This window comes from Chitinophagales bacterium, assembly GCA_016787225.1.
In the GTDB taxonomy this organism is placed as follows: domain Bacteria; phylum Bacteroidota; class Bacteroidia; order Chitinophagales; family JADJOU01; genus CHPMRC01.
In genome coordinates this window covers 217,231-231,367 of the sequence record JAEUUY010000011.1, presented here as the reverse complement: position 1 = coordinate 231,367, position 14,137 = coordinate 217,231, and the positions used below count along the sequence as shown (strand labels likewise).

Annotated in this window: 13 protein-coding genes; 8 read left to right on the top strand and 5 right to left on the bottom strand. The window is 35.4% G+C overall.

All coding sequences use genetic code 11. The annotated features are described in order from the left end of the window. Window positions 1-1,113 (bottom strand): hypothetical protein, encoded by a 1,113-nt coding sequence (locus tag JNL75_04170; GenBank protein ID MBL7789012.1) that lies wholly within the window; start codon window positions 1,111-1,113, stop codon window positions 1-3. A gap of 184 nt (window positions 1,114-1,297) precedes the next feature. On the opposite strand from JNL75_04170, the gene JNL75_04165 reads away from it, so the two are divergent. From JNL75_04165 to JNL75_04150, 4 genes are all read left to right on the top strand, one after another. Beyond that, window positions 1,298-2,422 carry a Re/Si-specific NAD(P)(+) transhydrogenase subunit alpha gene (locus JNL75_04165; GenBank protein MBL7789011.1) on the top strand — a complete coding sequence of 375 codons (1,125 nt, stop codon included), beginning with the start codon at window positions 1,298-1,300 and terminating at the stop codon, window positions 2,420-2,422. Window positions 2,423-2,511: 89 nt separating this feature from the next. After that, window positions 2,512-2,823, top strand: a complete 312-nt coding sequence (locus JNL75_04160; GenBank protein MBL7789010.1) for an NAD(P) transhydrogenase subunit alpha — start codon at window positions 2,512-2,514, stop codon at window positions 2,821-2,823. 72 nt (window positions 2,824-2,895) lie between these two features. Next, complete coding sequence (locus JNL75_04155) at window positions 2,896-4,275, top strand: NAD(P)(+) transhydrogenase (Re/Si-specific) subunit beta (GenBank protein ID MBL7789009.1); 1,380 nt, start codon at window positions 2,896-2,898, stop codon at window positions 4,273-4,275. A 32-nt stretch (window positions 4,276-4,307) separates the two neighbouring features. Next, window positions 4,308-4,724, top strand: coding sequence for a hypothetical protein (locus tag JNL75_04150; protein MBL7789008.1), 417 nt, complete (start codon window positions 4,308-4,310; stop codon window positions 4,722-4,724). A 280-nt stretch (window positions 4,725-5,004) separates the two neighbouring features. On the opposite strand, the gene rplS is transcribed toward JNL75_04150, so the two are convergent. Further along, window positions 5,005-5,364, bottom strand: coding sequence for a 50S ribosomal protein L19 (rplS, locus tag JNL75_04145; GenBank protein MBL7789007.1), 360 nt, complete (start codon window positions 5,362-5,364; stop codon window positions 5,005-5,007). Between the two features lie 242 nt (window positions 5,365-5,606). Between rplS and JNL75_04140 the strand changes: the two genes are divergently transcribed. Then, window positions 5,607-6,665 carry a glycosyltransferase family 4 protein gene (locus JNL75_04140; protein MBL7789006.1) on the top strand — a complete coding sequence of 353 codons (1,059 nt, stop codon included), beginning with the start codon at window positions 5,607-5,609 and terminating at the stop codon, window positions 6,663-6,665. 51 nt (window positions 6,666-6,716) lie between these two features. Here the strand turns inward: JNL75_04140 and JNL75_04135 are convergent, their stop codons facing one another. Next, a complete protein-coding gene (locus tag JNL75_04135; GenBank protein MBL7789005.1) occupies window positions 6,717-9,551 on the bottom strand; it encodes a TonB-dependent receptor in 2,835 nt (944 codons plus the stop codon). Window positions 9,552-9,651: 100 nt separating this feature from the next. Here JNL75_04135 and JNL75_04130 point away from each other — a divergent pair, with 100 nt between their 5' ends. Beyond that, a complete protein-coding gene (locus JNL75_04130) occupies window positions 9,652-10,413 on the top strand; it encodes a cyclase family protein (protein ID MBL7789004.1) in 762 nt (253 codons plus the stop codon). A gap of 165 nt (window positions 10,414-10,578) precedes the next feature. On the opposite strand, the gene JNL75_04125 is transcribed toward JNL75_04130, so the two are convergent. Both JNL75_04125 and JNL75_04120 read right to left on the bottom strand, forming a co-directional pair. After that, a complete protein-coding gene (locus JNL75_04125; GenBank protein ID MBL7789003.1) occupies window positions 10,579-10,773 on the bottom strand; it encodes a cold shock domain-containing protein in 195 nt (64 codons plus the stop codon). A 105-nt stretch (window positions 10,774-10,878) separates the two neighbouring features. Then, window positions 10,879-11,349, bottom strand: a complete 471-nt coding sequence (locus tag JNL75_04120; protein ID MBL7789002.1) for a cytidine deaminase — start codon at window positions 11,347-11,349, stop codon at window positions 10,879-10,881. A gap of 118 nt (window positions 11,350-11,467) precedes the next feature. Between JNL75_04120 and JNL75_04115 the strand changes: the two genes are divergently transcribed. Both JNL75_04115 and JNL75_04110 read left to right on the top strand, forming a co-directional pair. Beyond that, window positions 11,468-13,408: a protein BatD gene (locus JNL75_04115; GenBank protein MBL7789001.1), complete on the top strand. Its 1,941-nt coding sequence runs from the start codon at window positions 11,468-11,470 to the stop codon at window positions 13,406-13,408. A gap of 3 nt (window positions 13,409-13,411) precedes the next feature. After that, complete coding sequence (locus JNL75_04110; GenBank protein MBL7789000.1) at window positions 13,412-14,134, top strand: tetratricopeptide repeat protein; 723 nt, start codon at window positions 13,412-13,414, stop codon at window positions 14,132-14,134. The last annotated feature ends 3 nt before the right edge of the window (window positions 14,135-14,137 follow it).

Sequence of the window (14,137 nt, the reverse complement as noted above, 5' to 3'; positions counted from 1 at the left end):
TTATTTTGGTATAGCTATTTCTTTGGTGCCTGACCTAGCCTCAATTTTAGAAATAATATATCCCGGCAACCAACCTGCTTTATTGTTTTTTATAAAACCATAATTTTTAGTTCCATTGACGCGTTCAAATTTTTTCATAATACTAAGCAATAAACCGCTACCGCCTATTAGACTCTTTTGGTTAAAAACTTTTTGAACTCTGTATTTTTCATCTATAAATTGTTGGCTATATTCTCCTCCTGTAAGCTTCTCAAAACTTTTAATCAATTGATTGTAAAATTTCTCTACGTCATTATAGCTCAGATCGATATTTTTTTCTTTGATGAGTTCTGGTTTAGCTAAAGTAGCCGTAGCCCATGCGATACCGCCAGAAAATAGAATTTTAAAATCATAATTAGTAATTCCACATTTGTCTACAGCGGCAGGAATATCTTTTTCATTTAACTGACTTAGCTTTTTATCTAAAAGCTTACTGAAGTCAGAAATGGAACATGGAGAATCACATACTTTCTCGACCACGTTTGTTGTTGATTTTGTTCCCCACGGAATGTTGAAAATATTGAATACATTGGGCGATATAAAATATCCACCCTTGGAGTTGCCGCTCCCAATATCTATAATAATTGTAGTCATATTTTCTTCCTTTGGAATAATACTGGTATGCGTATAAATAGATTCTTGGAAAATGGATACTACTTCGACCTCTCTGTCTGAATCTCGAAGTAATGATTTTATGCTAGCTACTAATTGAGCAATATCTTCAACTTTTTTTTCTCTTTCTGCTGTTTGTTTAACACCGCTACTAATTGCTAAAAAAATATTTTTAGTTTGTACACCATAATTTTGGTTTGCTATTCTAAACAAACTAAGCACAGCGGCTAATGTAGCATCATGGCTAGATCCAGAAAATTTTATGAAATCAGTATTAATAGTTGAGTCATAGATAACTTTTTGTGCGAGATAGTTCGCTTTTAAGTCATTGTTTAAAATACACATTTTAACGCCTTTTGAACCTACCTCTATTCCTGCATATAAAGTAGGCTCTGGATTTGCGTTTAGTTCAAGATTGATTAGCGCAACAAAAACCAACACCCCAAAAGTCTTTAAATTCATTAATCTTTATTTTGACTACAAAATTATACTTTTTGAGTAAAATATGTGGATAAAATGTTAAAAACATAAAATTCAAAAGTTAGAGATATCTATAAAAGTTCTCAATAGTATTTCCCTAGCTAATTTTTAATCAGAGTAAATTTTAATTGTTTAATTTCGGCAGGTTTTTGAAATTTTACAATAAATGAAGATAGGTGTATTAAAAGAAACAAAGGAATATGAAAAGCGCGTAGCCCTAACTCCTGAAGTTTGTAAGTTACTGGCTGCAAAAGGCTATGAATGTTTTATAGAAGAAAAGGCTGGAGAAGCATCTTCTTTTACAAATCAAAATTATACTGATGTTGGTGCAAAAGTATCAGACAAAAAAAGTATAAGCTCTTCGTGTGATATTGTACTTAAAGTTAATCCATTTACCAAAGAGGAAATAGCAGATTTGCATGCAAAAGCGACTTGTATTTCTCTTATGTATGCCCAGACGCAACCAGAGATTATATCCGCATTGGCGGCCAAAGGTTGTAGCGCATTCTCCGTAGATGCTATTCCAAGAATTTCACGTGCACAGAAAATGGATGTCTTGAGTTCGCAAGCTAATTTAGCTGGATATAAATCTGTTATCATTGGTGCCTATCATCTAGGAAAAATATTTCCATTATTAATGACAGCAGCCGGAACTATCAAGCCTGCCAAAGTAGTCATCATGGGTGCAGGTGTAGCTGGCCTTCAGGCTATAGCCACTGCTAAGCGTTTAGGTGCTATCGTAGAAGTATCTGATATTCGTCCTGAAACAAAAGAACAAGTAGAATCACTCGGTGGAAAATTTATCGAAATGCCAAAAGATGACTCTGTCAAACTAGAGGGTGGATATGTGAAAGGAGTTTCTGATGATTTTTTGAAAAAACAACAGGAGGTATTGACCAAACATTTTTCTGAAGCAGATCTTGTAATAACAACAGCTTTAATACCTGGAAGAAAGGCTCCCGTATTAATATCAGAAGAACAAGTATCGAAAATGAAGAATGGTGCTGTCATTGTAGATATGGCGGTAGAGCAGGGTGGTAATTGCGCATGCAGCGAATACGGAAAAGTTATCATTAAAAATGGCGTAACAATAGTAGGGGAGCCAAATATCCCTTCTATGTTGCCTTTGAACGCTTCGGATTTATTTGCAAAAAATGTTTTGGATTTTATCACTCATCTTACGACCAAGGATGGATTCAAATGGGAAATGGATGAAGAGATAACAAAAGGTTCGCTGATGGTTCATAATGGAAAAGTAGTTCACCCATCATTGGTTCAAGCTAATGCATAGTATATTTTGATGGCAAAGGACATAGAGTAGCGCACAGCTTGCACAGGGATTTTATTAAAAGTTAAACATTCAAAATTTAAAATTAAAAAATGGAAATATTAAATTTTTTAGCACAACACATAGAAATGGTATATATCGTTATACTCTCAGTTTTCGTAGGAGTAGAATTGATAGAGAAAGTGCCAGCGGTGTTGCATACACCATTGATGTCAGGAGCAAATGCGATACATGGAGTGGTTATTGTAGGAGCTATTATCGTCATGATTCACATGGATGTCAATAATACTTTAGGTATGATACTTGGCTTTTTAGCTGTGATTCTTGGCACCCTCAATGTCGTGGGAGGCTTTGTAGTTACAGACCGAATGCTAGAAATGTTTGGAAAGAAAAAAAAGAAATAGTTTTTAACCTATTATATCCATTAAGAAAAGACAACTCGTCATTATAAATATTCAAAATTCATAATTAGATAGATGAACACACCATTAATATTATCCTACCTCATCGGTTCTATCACATTTGTAGTCGGTCTCAAAATGCTTAGCCATCCCGATACTGCTCGCAGAGGAAATCTGCTAGCTGCCTTTGGTATGGTGGTAGCTATTATCGCTACCATTTTCCTAACAGAGCATCATGGTGAAGGATTTCAAACCAAGTTGATGTGGATATTCGCTGGTATAGCTATAGGCACTGTAGCAGGTTGGATAACGGCGAAGCGAGTAGAAATGACCAAAATGCCAGAATTGGTATGTTTATTTAATGGTATGGGCGGCGCTTGTGCTGCATTGATAGGTTTGATGGAGTATGAGCATAATATCGGCAATACGCTCAATTTAGCTACCATTATAGCTGGTATGATTATTGGTTCTATTTCGTTTTCAGGTTCTATCGTGGCCTTTCTCAAGCTCAATGGCACTATGAATAAGCCAATTCGTTTACCATTTTATAATATTATTAACTCTATTGTCATGATAGCAGTCATAGCTTTCTCAATATGGTTAGTAGCCACAGGTCAATCTATGATTATGGTTTATGCCTTGTTTGCCTTAGCTGTTATTTATGGATTATTGTTTGTTTTCCCTATTGGTGGAGCGGATATGCCTGTCGTTATATCTTTATTAAATTCGTTTACAGGTCTAGCTGCAGCTTTTGGAGGATTCTTATATGGCAATCAAGTCATGTTAACAGGAGGTATTCTTGTAGGTTCAGCAGGTACCATTCTGACTTTTGCTATGTGTAAGGCGATGAATCGTCCTTTGTCCAATGTTATTTTTGGAGCATTTGGTGGCGGTGCAGGTGGTGCTGCACAGGAAATAGATGGCAGTATCAAGGATATTTCCATTTATGATACCGCTGTATTATGCAACTATGCCAGTAAAGTAACGATTGTACCAGGATATGGTCTAGCTGTAGCTCAGGCACAACATATCATTCACGAATTGGAGAAGACCTTGGAGGCAGCTGGAGTAGAGGTGAAATATGCGATTCATCCAGTAGCGGGTCGTATGCCAGGCCACATGAATGTACTACTTGCTGAATCCAATGTAGCTTATGAAAAACTAGTAGAGATGGATGATATCAATCCAGAATTTCCGAATACAGATGTCGTCATCGTAGTAGGTGCAAATGACGTAGTCAATCCTGCGGCTAAGACAGACCCAGCTTCTCCAATATTCGGCATGCCTATTCTCGACGTAGAACAAGCCAAGCATATCATAGTCAATAAGCGCTCAATGAATGCAGGTTATGCGGGTATCGATAATCATCTATTCTATAATCCTAAAACTTCTATGCTCTTCGGAGATGCTAAGGACGTACTGACCAAGCTGGTGGCAGAGTTGAAGGCGATGTAGAAGTTATGAATTAATTAGTCTAATATAATATCATGTTTCAAGAAGACATCTCCGACATCAATACCCGAGCTTATCAGCAGATAGGTAAGCTCTTTTTTGCTGTGGCATTTGCAGATAAGAAAGTGCATCCTAATGAAGTAAAAAAACTCCAAGAGACTTATCGTAAGGCATGGCTGCATAAGGATCATACCGCAGATGAATTTGGTGAAGAAGCCACCCATCAGATAGAAATTGTGTTTGACTATCTTATGGAAGAGCATGAAGATTTTGATGCTATGGATATTTTTGATGAGTTTGAAGAATTCAAGAGCGCACATCCTAGCTTTTTTACCAAAAGTCTTAAAAAAAGAATTTTAGATTCTGCTAAAGCTATTGCTGATTCCTATGCAGGCGTCAATAAATCCGAGTTGGTAACTATTGCTAAGATAAGTGAGTTGCTAAACGGTTAGTCAACCTTTTGATTTAGTTTTTAGTGGGTGGTTTCAAATAAAATGGAAAGAACCCAAAGATTGACTCAAAGAGATAAAAGGTTTTTTCAAGAATACTTCTAAACGAATACCCTCATTTTTAAGATATAATTTTTTAGAGAACTTAGCCTGACTTTGTGACAACCTTAGCGAAACTTTGCGGAACAATAAACGTACAAATTAATAGTAGTCCAACACAAAAAAAGCCCATTCTTTCGAACGGGCTTGTTAACCAAAAACTTAAAATACAGTTATGAAAAATCTATTTCTCCACTGATCTTTTCTCTTTAATTCTCATCGCCTTACCTTTAAGGTCTCTGATATAGTATATTTTAGATCTTCTCACTCTACCTGACTTATTGAGTTCTATTTTTTCAATCATAGGAGAGTTTAAAGGAAATACACGCTCTACACCCACACCATTGCTTAGTTTTCTTACGCAAAATGTTTGGCTAAGACCTGTACCAGACTTATAAATGACATCACCTCTATAAATTTGGATTCTTTCCTTGTTTCCTTCTATAATTTTATAGTGAACACTTATGTTATCACCGATATTGAATTCTGGATTTTCTTTCTTAGGAATCAATATTTCCTTTACTTCTGCTATTATATTGCTCATAATCTCGTTCTTAAAAATTGGACTGCAAAGATAATTATATTTTTTCATTCATGAATTGATTTTTTAAAAACTAATCATTATTCTTTGATTATCAACACAAAATGAATCAAGTGCATAAATAATTTCTCCTTTCTTATCTTTGTCCTAAAGACACGTCTACCTTGAATATCCTGTTTTTATGTAAAAAAGTGCCCTATCCGTCGACCGATGGTGAGAGTATAGTTATTCTAAATGACCTTAAGATGTTAAAATCTTTAGGTCATAGCGTAGGTTTGTACTGCCTTAATACCAATAAACATAAGGTAGACACACATTCCTATGAGGATATTCTATTATGGGATAACTTTTATACTTACGATATAGATACGAATAGTATTAAAACACTATTAAAAGCCGCTATAAGTCCTAAACCATTCCAAATTGCTCGGTTTTATTCAGAAGCAGTCGATCAGGAACTAAGCCGCATTGTGCGGCAAAACAAAATTGATCTAATTTTTTATCAAGGATTAGCCATGACGCAATATCAAAGCAATACCGAGTTTAAAAAACTATATCGCGTGCACAATCTCGAATATAAGGTATGGATATCGCTAGCAAATCATACTAATAATGTTGTAAAAAAGTTAATGTGTTATTGGATGTCGAAATCGTTATTAAAATATGAAACCAGAGAATTGAGTGGTCTTTCATGTGCTGTGACAATTTGTGATAGCGAAGAGGTGCAGCTGAAGCATTGGTATTCAGACTTAAAAATAAGAACAATTCCTATAGCTATTGAGTCGAAAAAAAATTTAAACTACTCATCTTCAAAAGAAGGGATGCTTTTTATTGGTAGCCTTGATTGGCAGCCAAATCGAGAAGGTTTAAATTGGTTTTTGAAATACATATATCCCTCTATCAGCCATATCCCGCTGACAATAGCAGGCAAAGGAGAATTTCAATGCAATTTGAAAAATGTCACAATCATATCAAACTATGAAAGCACAGAAGAGTTATTGGCAAGCCATCGTTTGCTTATAGTTCCTCTGCTATCTGGAGCTGGTATCCGAATAAAAATATTGGAAGCGATGAAGTTCGGCCTGCCTTTTATTTCCACAACTATAGGCGCAGAGGGTATAAGACATGAAAATTGCGGACTTGTTTATGACTATTCCGAGGATTGGATAAATAAATTGGGGGATATATATGAAGATAAAATGACTCTCAATGAAATATCAAAAACATTAAAGCACAATTATCAGTCACACTATTCTGATGATGCTATAGGCCATGATTGGTTCGATCTCATGAATAGTATATAAAAAAACCCGCTCCAAATGAAGCGGGTCTTTATTTATAATTTTATCTTTTTCTTACTTAACTCCAAAGGTATGTAATACTTTAAATAAAGCTACCCTGCCTATTGGTGAGGTCAATGGGAAGAATTGATGTCTGTGATCTAAGACGTTATTTACTGTCAGGGAGAACACAGTATTTTGAGAAGATTTTAATCTGTAGGATAAACCTAGGTCTAGCATATTCATGGCATTGACTCTACCAATATAAACTGCAGAGTTGGCATCAAATTTATCCATCCATCTCCAGCCTACACGAGCCGAAAAGTTGTTGTCAAAAGGCATTTTATAGTCTAAACTAAGCGCAGACTTATATTGTGGAGCGTTTAAGCTCACAAAACCACCTGCTGCCCCTAAAAGAGGAATTCTATCTTTATTGACAAATGAGAAAGCACCTTCTATATTCAATAATTTAGAAGCCATATAGCTAAAGTTCAAATCAGCACCAGCTACATCTACTGTACCTAAATTGAGATAGGTAAGTATGATATCTCTATTGGTATTGGTATTATCAGGAGCAATGACGCCACCCGATACGGTTCCTAATTGACCTATCAAAGTAGCATATCCATTAACTATTTCTGCATTGGTAGGATTTGTTTTTCCTGTTAATAAAGATAATAAGGCAGCTCTACTAGAAGCAGGCATAGGCGTTAACATTACATTTGAAACCATTTGTGCTTGTACCGCAGGATTCGCAAAGTAAGCAGGGTTAAATTGTGTATTGAAGGTGGACATTGTCAATGGAGAAGAGAAATTTTCTATTCTTGTATAGTAGAGATCTATACCTACTGACAATTTATCCATTATGAATCCTTTATACCCAGCTTCAAAAGTTTGGGTTACAGTACTTTTTACAGATTCTTTATTCGTGACTCCATTAATATCCATTACAGAATTATTAACTAAATCCTTTAACTGGACATCAGGATTGATTCCATTGAAAAGCAAACTAACAGTAGACGGAATCATAGGAGCAGGAAGTCTAGATGCTAAAGCAGATGTTAGAGCAGCCATAGCACTAGATCTAGCGACATTACCAGCAATAAACTGATTATAAGGCATATTTGTGCCATTCGGCAAGGTTATTAGAGGTGAACTTACACCATTAAATGTACCCATATTATATTGGATACCTGTAGCATTACCGAATGCTCTCACATTTTGTCCAGTAGGAAGCAATCCATTATTTACGTCTAAGAAAAAGTTAAGGGCAGTAGGTGCTGAGAATGCTCTGTTGTAGGTCAATCGGAAAGTGTGATTTTCTTTTGGCTTATATACCAATGCTGCTCTCGGAGAGAACATAGTTTCATCTATGGCATCTTGATAATCTACGCGAAACGCTCCAGTAAATGACCATTGTTTATTAAACTTATAGTCACCTTGTAAATAACCACCATACTGATTAATATCAGCATTGCCATCAAATCTACCATAAACATTACCTGCGGGTCTAGTCATGAATAAATCTACTCCGTAAACCAAGTTCAATTTCTTGTTAGCTAACTGACTAGAGTGCTGAATCTGCGCAGAATGCAATTCTGAAGATTCTTTCAGATAAGTAAAGATGGAGTCATTTGGATTTTGGGGGATAAGGAAAGTATTCCCAGAGTTAGTCATATTAATGAAGTACTGAGCATAGAATCTGTCTTTTTTGAATTGAGCTTGAAAGTAATTAGATGTCCAACCCACAGCCTGAGCTCCACCAAGACCTGTTAACTCCATATTGGTATTATTGGCATATCCAGTTGAGAAGTTGAACTCGGTATTGACTGCTGGTCTCCAGTCAATACGGGCATCACCTGCTAGTTTGCGGATTCTAAAATCTCTGTTGAATGTCACTGGTGCCGATCCATCAGATGCCCATAGTGCTCCAGATGCTCTATTTCCGAAATAAACCTTCTTCCCATTTGGTTCACGAGCATCGAAGAAAGCAAAATCGGATGCAGACATATAATTTCCTGAAACTTTAATGCCTAAGGTTTTTGACAATTTTCCTGCTATTCTGATTTCTGGGTTCAAGATTCCAAGATTTTCTATTGAATTATTAGCCTTAAAACCAAATGCAGCATTGTCGTCATCGCCAGCTCGCATACCTGTAGTTAATCCAAGAGTAACCTCCATTCTATTTTCCATATCGAGAGGAGATTTAGTATATACCGCCATGACACCATTCGCAGCAAAAGGACCATAAAGCGCTGAGGCAGGTCCTCTCACAAGCTCCATAGAACTGATATCAGTATTAGAAGTCGGGACTAATTGAAAAGCGTTTACCCTTAGTGAAGGTACACTTGCTATTCTATTATCTACCATATAAAGGGTAGCTCCAGAGAAGATATTGTTAAAGCCTCTGATAACCATATTGTTTGATACCAACCCTGTGGGCATAGCATCTACTGCAGCTATTCTGCGTACATTATCTACTACAGATAGTGCAGTGTTTTGTTGAATTCTAGCTTCGGATAGAATAGAAACGGAAGCTGGGGCATTTAAAATTTTCTCTGACTTTTTTGAAGCAGAAACTACCACTTCATTGAGTTGTTTACTTCCAGAGCCAACTGAGGGACTGAATGTAACTGAACTTTCTGATCCATCTACAGTAGTTTCAGTAGAACCGAATCCTACTGACCTCACCATTACCGTCGTAGGTAATCTCTTTGCAGGAATAGTGATAGAATAGGAACCATCTGTTTTTGTTTTTACAGCATTGGTAGTGCCTTTTTCGATGACCAAAGCCCCTGGAAGAGGATTGCCATTCGCATCGCTAACGGTACCAGATACAGTGACATCTTGAGCCAAAGCTACTAGTGAAATACTAGCCATAGCAACAAAAGAAAGTAATTTTTTTAACATAATTATTAAGATTTAGTAAAGCAAATATAGTATTAATTAATAATTAATAATGAAAAATTAATTTAAGATACTTTTGGTTAAGCTAAAAAGAATTTTGGACATGAAAATTGAACTATCAAATTATCAATTTAACCTTACACAGCCCATAGATATTTCTATTGGAATGCATAGTGGTTTTGGTCAGGTTAATGCATGGTACGCTCCTCCATTTCGCATTTCACCAGTCAAGATGGGAGATTTTGTAGGTTCCACTAAACTAGGAGGCTCTGTGAATTTTATGAATTTTCAATGTAACCCCCATGGAAATGGTACGCATACAGAGTGTGTAGGACATATCGCAAAAGAGGATTTTTATGTAAATGAATGTATAAAAGAAAGCTTCTATCTCGCAGAACTCATATCGGTATATCCTACACTAATGGATAATGGCGATAAAATAGTAGATAAGCAGCATATTGAAGCTATGGTGTCATATAGTGGAAAAGCGAAAGGAATTATCATTCGTACCTTGCCAAATGACCTAGAAAAAAAGGAAAGACAATATACAGAAACGAATCCACCTTATATCACGATAGAGGCTATGCAAAAAATATTAGAACTTGGGTTTGATCATTTAATGATAGATACTCCTAGTGTCGACAGAGAAAAAGATGATGGAAAACTAGCTTGTCATCATTTATTTTGGAATTATCCAGAAAATACACAATCGCAAAGATCAATTACAGAGCTTATCTATGTGCCTAATGATGTAAAGGATGGTTTATACCTAGTCCAAAATCAAATTATCAATATAAGAATGGATGCTGTTCCTAGCAGACCATTATTATATGCTCCAATTAACCCAAATTTTAAGAAAACATAGGCCTTGCTCACCGGAGCTATGTTAGCTCTGTTTTGTCAAAAGACGATTGTTTTCTTAAAATTTGGGTTTAACTGACATAAAAAAACCAGCCCGAAGGCTGGTCAATCAAAAAACTTTATTATTATATCTTAGTATACGTTTAAAATTTTGTGAGTGAGGTTTTATTTAGGCTACTCTTTTTACATTGACAGCGTTTAAACCTTTTTTTCCTTGTTGAACATCAAAGGTAACTTCATCTTTTTCTTGTATCTCGTGGATAAGTCCAGATACATGTACGAAGAACTCTTCATTTGATTCAACATCTTTAATAAAACCAAAACCTTTGGTAGAATTAAAGAATTTTACGATTCCTTTTTTCATTGTTGTAATTTAAAAATAATATACAAAGCTACAATTAAATAATTAATAACAGGTAATATTCAAAATTTCGATTATATATTAAACCATTTATTGTTCAAATTGTATCTATTGTTCCTTCAAATCTTCAGCACTAAAGGCTAGCGGTAGCAATGTATCTATTCCATTGAATCCATAAATATCTTTATTCCCTGCTAATAAATAATTAAACTTTTTTTTCATTCTCGTTTCATACTCTTTAAAAGATTGGCGGCAATATCCACAAGGTGAAGCAGGTGTATTTGTTGGTGCATGTATGGCCACCTTTTCGATTTTAATGCCAGCGTACTGAGAGGCCACAGCTGCTAGTGCAGTTCCTTCTGCACACAGACACATAGGATAGGAGGCATTTTCCTGATTAGCACCTAATACGATTTGCTCGTTCTCTAATCTTATCGCACATCCTACTTTAAAATTTGAATAGGGAGAATGCGATAACTCCAGAGCTTTTTTGCTTGCCAAAACAAGCTCTTGGTCATCTAGTTTTAATTCTTCAAAACTACACTGGGTAAGTTCAATCCGTATGTCTAACTTATTCAATAGATTTTATTTCTCACAAATAAATGAAAAAAACCGCTAATAAACTTTAAAAAGTGATTTATTAAAAGAAAATAGTATGATTTTTGTCTAAGATTTAATATAAACAACTTATTGCATAATGAAGGCCTTTGCCGTAATAACTTTTTGCTTTCTAGCTTGTTGGTCTAGCATTTATTCGCAGCGTGGAATTGAAATTCAAGTTAGTGGAAAAAAAGTGGAGGCTGGTGAACCTCTTATGGTAACATATTCTCTTTCTAATTATAATGAAAGAGGTCTTGTTAGAAAAGGTTTTGAACCATTTGAACTTGTTGGAGGTCCTCATATAGGTAGAAGAATGACTTCTACTCTTATTAATGGGTCTATGTCTAGTTCTCAAACAAATTCTTATACGGTATACCTTGTAAGTAAAAAAATAGGGAAGAATATCATACCGAAGCAATCATTCCAGCTTTCGGATGGAAGCTTGATAGAAACTCAACCTATTGAAATTGAAGTAGTAAAACCTGGAACTCTTCCTAAACCTCCAGCACAACAGAGACAACCCGATCCTTATGATCCGTTCGCAGCCTTCAATGACCCCTATGATCCCTTTAGTCCGCCTCCTAGTATGGGAAGACAAGCACCAGCACAAAATCAGCAAGCACCTAGCGGAGTTTATAAGGATGAAAAAGATATAAATCTATCCAAGGATATCTTTGCACGGATACATGTTAACAAAAGCAAAGTATATGTAGGAGAGCCAGTGAGTGCTAGTATTAAGATATACACTTCATTGAACAGTAAAGGATTTGAAGCAGAAAAAGTGCCTAATTTCAATGGTTTTTGGACGCAAGACCTCCCACTGCCAGACAAATTAGAAATGAAGAGAGAAGTAATCAACGGCAAAGAATTCGTGAGTGTTGAAATTAAAAAGATTCTCTTATTTCCAACAAAAGCAGGTACTCTTGAAATTACTCCATTAAAAATGAAGACTATAGCATTAGTTCCTATTATGAGACAAAATCAAAATCAAAATAGGCAACCGAGAGATTTGATGGAAGCAATTTTAATGTCGATGGGAATGACTATGAATACTATGGGAGTGCAGTTCAAGGAAATTCCTTATTCATTTTCATCAGGAACGGAGCGAATAACAGTAATGCCTTTGCCAGAAAATGCTCCTGCTTCTTTTTCCGGAGGAGTTGGCAAATTTTCTTTCAATGCCTATGCGGATAAAAAGACACTTAAAACAGATGAGGCCTTGAATTATAAGGTAGAGCTAACTGGTTCAGGGAATCTTCCCTTAATTGAGCCTCCTAAAAATATTTGGAATGAAGAGTTTGAACTTTACGATCCTATTTTAAAAGAAAACTACAATGTACAACCAATCATGTCTGGAACCAAAACTTGGAATTATGTGGCGATTCCTCATTCACCAGGCAATTATTATACTCCGAATATTGAATTTTCATATTTTGATCTCGAACAAAAAAAGTATGTGACACTAACGGCTCCATCTACTGCTTTAACTATTACAGGTAAGCCTACGAGCGCCAAAGAGAAAGGTAAAAAGTACGGTGAATTTAATTTTGCTAAACAAAAAATTAAAGAGAGTAAAGATTATTCTATAGCTGCTAGTTTGCCTACTAGTTTGTTTTTTGGTGCTGGTCTATTGCCACTTATGTTAGCTTTAGGCCTTGGCTTGATACCTAAGCATGAAAGAATTGAGGATAGATTTATTTCTGGAAAGAAAATTTCTGAGAGAGTCATGCAGCAAATGAAGCAAGCAGAAGTATATCTCAAGGATAACAATAAGCAATCCTTTTATCAGGAGTTAACAAGAACCTATTGGAACTATTTAAGTCATAAGTTGAGGTTAGAAACATCCGATTTGACAAGAAGTAATATTGCAGAGAAACTAAGAGAGAAAGGAGTGAGCTATGAACTTATTACTAAGATGATTCACCTCATAGATAATAGTGAAATGGGACTATATACAAATTATGGTACTCAAGGGATGCAGGAAATTTATGATAATAGTCTGGAAATACTCACAGATATTGATAGACAAATAGTTTAAGGTATGCGATATATTGGATTATTATTTTTGATGTTAGTGACTAATGCAGTGCAGGGTCAATACGCTACGAGTGCAATGAAAGCATATGAAACAGGTGATTATGCCAATGCTATTTTGATGTGGGAAAAAGAATTGAAATCTCCCAACTGCAATAAGGCTAAAGCTTATTTTGCCCTAGGCAATGCTCATTATAGAAATAAAAACTTTGCACAAGCGATAGCTAATTATGAAAAATCACTAAGAGAAAATTATAATCAAGAAGATGTCAAATTTAATGTCAAGGTCGTAAGAGCTAAGTTAGGTTTAGATACAGAAAATAAGATTTTATTTACTAATGATATTCTGAAAAAAATCTGTTTCTTCTTTTCTGAGTTTACCTTGAAGTTAATAGTTATCATTTTTTCATTAGTACTATTAGCCTATGGTATTTTTCGATATTTTAAAGGAGATATCAAGCTGGGTTTTCTTAGACCCTATCTTTTTGTTATCACTTTTATTTTTGCCATCTTGTTTTTCTTGCAGCAGTATTTCAAGAATCAGACTGGTTCTGCGGTCATATCCATAGAATCTACAGGCTTTGAAAATGTAAATTTGAAAGGAGAATCGAAAACACTCAGAGAAGGTGAGCTAGTATATGTACTAGACGAGGTAGGTGAAACTATTCAGGTAGAAACCGAGTCAAAAAAGAATTATTGGATTCAGAAATCTAATGTAATTTACATATAGTAT

What these genes read in the sequence shown, in the direction of transcription:
- JNL75_04140 (MBL7789006.1), top strand. Translation starts at nt 5,607, where the DNA reads ATGTTAAAATCTTTAGGTCATAGCGTAGGTTTGTACTGCCTTAATACC.
- rplS (MBL7789007.1), bottom strand. Translation starts at nt 5,364, where the DNA reads ATGAGCAATATAATAGCAGAAGTAAAGGAAATATTGATTCCTAAGAAA.
- JNL75_04160 (MBL7789010.1), top strand. Translation starts at nt 2,512, where the DNA reads ATGGAAATATTAAATTTTTTAGCACAACACATAGAAATGGTATATATC.
- JNL75_04165 (MBL7789011.1), top strand. Translation starts at nt 1,298, where the DNA reads ATGAAGATAGGTGTATTAAAAGAAACAAAGGAATATGAAAAGCGCGTA.
- JNL75_04170 (MBL7789012.1), bottom strand. Translation starts at nt 1,113, where the DNA reads ATGAATTTAAAGACTTTTGGGGTGTTGGTTTTTGTTGCGCTAATCAAT.
- JNL75_04125 (MBL7789003.1), bottom strand. Translation starts at nt 10,773, where the DNA reads ATGAAAAAAGGAATCGTAAAATTCTTTAATTCTACCAAAGGTTTTGGT.
- JNL75_04155 (MBL7789009.1), top strand. Translation starts at nt 2,896, where the DNA reads ATGAACACACCATTAATATTATCCTACCTCATCGGTTCTATCACATTT.
- JNL75_04110 (MBL7789000.1), top strand. Translation starts at nt 13,412, where the DNA reads ATGCGATATATTGGATTATTATTTTTGATGTTAGTGACTAATGCAGTG.
- JNL75_04135 (MBL7789005.1), bottom strand. Translation starts at nt 9,551, where the DNA reads ATGTTAAAAAAATTACTTTCTTTTGTTGCTATGGCTAGTATTTCACTA.
- JNL75_04150 (MBL7789008.1), top strand. Translation starts at nt 4,308, where the DNA reads ATGTTTCAAGAAGACATCTCCGACATCAATACCCGAGCTTATCAGCAG.
- JNL75_04115 (MBL7789001.1), top strand. Translation starts at nt 11,468, where the DNA reads ATGAAGGCCTTTGCCGTAATAACTTTTTGCTTTCTAGCTTGTTGGTCT.
- JNL75_04130 (MBL7789004.1), top strand. Translation starts at nt 9,652, where the DNA reads ATGAAAATTGAACTATCAAATTATCAATTTAACCTTACACAGCCCATA.